Here is a 3,432-nt window from a genome sequence, read left to right on the forward strand (position 1 = left end):
CGTACTATGACTAAGAAACGATAGCGTAACATCTATAGTACTTCTTAGTGTGTACTGCATAACCAAGGAATGTGAGGCATGGAAGCCGAGCAAGCCTGAGCTGAGGCAGGATGCCGAATCGAAGGCGGTTCCATACCATTTTGATACATCCTCCGTACACACTTAGAAGTACTTAGTTGTGTAGCGTGTTTCGTGTCATAGTACGTCAGCTAAGAAGCTATGAAAACCTAAAAAGAGTTTTGCATTCAACCTAATATAAAAGGAGTAAGGTAATTATGAAAGTGTTACTAACGGCTATTAATGCAAAATATATACATTCTAACTTAGCAGTGTATTGTTTGAAGTCGTATGCAAAGAAATACGAAGACTATATTGAACTAGCTGAGTTTACCATAAATCATTATACAGATTATATTATCCAGGAAATTTATAAGAGAAAACCAGATGTACTAGCGTTATCTTGTTATATTTGGAATATAGAGATGGTAGAAGACGTGGCAGCAGAATTGCATAAGCTATTACCCAATATGGAAATCTGGCTAGGTGGACCAGAAGTTTCGTATGATGCAGAAGAAAGAATGGAACGTTTGCCTTATCTTACAGGAATCATGGTTGGTGAGGGGGAGGAAACCTTCTTACAGCTGATGGAACATTATGTAGATGGACAAGGTAAACTTGAAGATATTAAAGGAATTGCGTATCGAGAAAATATATCTCAGGGGGGAGAAGTTAAGCTTAATCAACATAGAGAACAATTAGATTTAAGTACCGTTCCATTCCCTTATGAGAATATAGAGGAGTTTAAGAATAAGATCATCTATTATGAATCCAGTCGTGGTTGTCCGTACTCATGTAGTTATTGCTTGTCTTCCATTGATAAGAAAGTACGTCTGCGTAACATCGATTTGGTATTACGAGAACTAAAAGTATTCTTAGATAATAAGGTACCGCAAGTAAAATTCGTTGATAGAACCTTTAACTGTAATCGTGCACATTCGTTAGCGATTTGGAGATTTATTCATGAGAATGATAATGGTATCACGAATTTTCATTTTGAGATATCAGCAGATATTCTAACAGAAGATGAATTAGAAGTCTTATCGAGTATGAGACAAGGGTTAGTACAGCTTGAGATTGGAGTGCAATCAACCAACGACGAGACAATTCATGCAATTAATCGTAAGATGGACTTGGACAAACTAAGGAAAGCAGTAGACCGTGTGAATGGCGGATTGAATATTCATCAACATCTAGATCTAATTGCGGGGCTTCCTTATGAAGGTTATGAATCTTTCCGTACTTCTTTTAATGAAGTGTATTCCATGCGACCAAATCAGTTACAGTTAGGATTTTTGAAAGTGCTTAAGGGTTCTGCAATGCATGAGTTTAGTAAGCAAGGTTGTATCACTTATAAAAATCATGCCCCATATGAGGTACTTTTTACGGATTGGCTATCTTATGATGAAGTGCTACAATTAAAACAGGTCGAAGACATGGTTGAAGTTTATCATAATAGTGGTCAGTTCATGTACAGTATTCAGTATTTGGAACATTTCTTTGAAACACCTTTTGATTTCTATCAAGAAATTGGGCGCTTCTATGAAGAACAAGGACTAAATAGCATGAGTCACACGAGAATGAGCCGTTATGAAATCCTGCTTCGATTTATGAGAGGACTAACACAAAGTGAGAAAATGAGTGAGAATATCGGTCATATATTTGATAGTAATGTCTTAGAAGCAATCCTTTTATATGATTTATATCTAAGAGAAAATCTTAAGAGTAAACCAGATTTCTTATCGTCTAAGGAGGTAGAGCGTGAGATTTTCCATCATTTCTTTGTAGAAGAGTCGGTTAAATCCTATCTACAAGGTTATGAAGATTATACGGGAAAACAAATTAGTAGGCTGGCCCATATGGAGAAATTTACTTATGATATAGTTGAATCTGCAAGAACAGGACAAGCTGTAGAAAGAGAAGAATATATACTGTTTGACTATAAGAATAGAAATCCTCTTGATCATGCAGCAACTACTTATAGATTTAAGAAAATAAGTGATACTGAGTTGTGTTTCAAAGATAAGTAAGGTTTAGAAAGATAGGTAAGGTTTATGGCAAAGAGAAGAATAACAAAGGCAGAGAGAGAAAGAATTGGGCAGATTCTTGATAGGCTTGATATGACATACACTCGTGAGTATAAGTGTTATCTAAATCATGAGAATGCTTGGCAGTTATTAATTGCAACAATGCTTAGTGCACAATGTACGGATGAGCGAGTAAATGTTGTTACAAAGGATTTGTTCAAAAAGTATCTGTCTTTAGAAGATTTTGCAAAAGCAGATTTAAAGGAACTAGAAAAGGACATTCATTCTACAGGTTTTTATCACAATAAAGCAAAGAATATCATTGCTTGTGCAAATAAGATAATCTTAGAGTATGGTGGTGAAGTCCCGAGATCAATTGAGGAACTCACCTCACTTGCTGGTGTTGGAAGAAAGACAGCCAATGTAATTCGTGGAAATATATACAATGAACCTAGTATTGTTGTAGATACCCATGTGAAGCGAATTTCACAAAAATTAGGCTTTACGAAAGAAGAGGATCCAGAGAAGATTGAATTTGACCTTATGGAGGTACTACCAAAAGACCATTGGATTTTGTATAATATACAAATCATTACACATGGAAGAGGTATATGTACAGCAAGAAATCCACAATGTAGTGAGTGCTTCCTTCAAGATTTATGTAAGGCGGGTAAATCTTCAAAAACAAAGGGCCAATCTAAAGTTAATGTAAAAACAAAGAAGTAATAGTTTGGTGCCTAAGTATTATGCAGTGAAGGGAGGCAGTAATGAGTAGAAATTACGTAGCACTTGATATAGAAACAACAGGTTTAAACCCTGAACAAGACGAGATTATTGAAATTGGAGCGGTAAGATATGAAGATGGAGTACCTACTATGGTATACTCCTCTTTGATCAAGCCAAGGTCTATGGTATCTTCAAGAATCACAGAGATTACTGGTATTACGAATTCGATGCTTGAGAATGAACGCTCTTGTGAAGAAGTATTACCAGAGTTTCTTGAGTTTCTTGGAACAGAGGATATCATAGGGCATAACGTTCGATTTGATTATAGTTTCCTAAAGGTACATGCGTATAAGCAAAAGAGAAGCTTTGATAATAATGCAATTGATACGCTATATCTTGCAAAGAAATTACACCCAGAGTTAGAAAGTCGTTCACTAGGGGCGATGTGCTTGCACTACGAAATAATTAATGAGCATGCACACAGGGCATTTGATGATGCAAAAGCATGTGCAGAATTGTATGAAAAGATGTACAATAAATTTGGAGGAAATAATCAAGAAGCATTCCTAGCAAAACCGATTAGTTACAAGATAAAGAAGGAAGAAAGTATCACAAATTGAGA

The 3,432-nt window shown here is 35.8% G+C and carries 3 protein-coding genes; all 3 read left to right on the plus strand.

The features are described 5' to 3' along the window. Nucleotides 1–275 precede the first annotated feature (275 nt). Genes ACW2QF_RS18765 through ACW2QF_RS18775 form a run of 3 tightly spaced genes read left to right on the plus strand, consistent with a single transcriptional unit; the run spans nt 276 to nt 3,430 of the window. Entirely contained in the window at nt 276–2,087 is a 1,812-nt protein-coding gene (locus ACW2QF_RS18765) for a B12-binding domain-containing radical SAM protein (RefSeq protein ID WP_455717542.1), read from the plus strand. Nucleotides 2,088–2,111: 24 nt separating this feature from the next. Next, on the plus strand, nt 2,112–2,810 hold the full coding sequence (gene nth, locus ACW2QF_RS18770; protein ID WP_455717543.1) for an endonuclease III: 699 nt from the start codon (nt 2,112–2,114) through the stop codon (nt 2,808–2,810). Nucleotides 2,811–2,851: 41 nt separating this feature from the next. After that, nucleotides 2,852–3,430: a 3'-5' exonuclease gene (locus ACW2QF_RS18775; protein ID WP_455717544.1), complete on the plus strand. Its 579-nt coding sequence runs from the start codon at nt 2,852–2,854 to the stop codon at nt 3,428–3,430. Nucleotides 3,431–3,432 lie beyond the last annotated feature (2 nt).

The organism is Anaerosporobacter sp., from assembly GCF_965301125.1.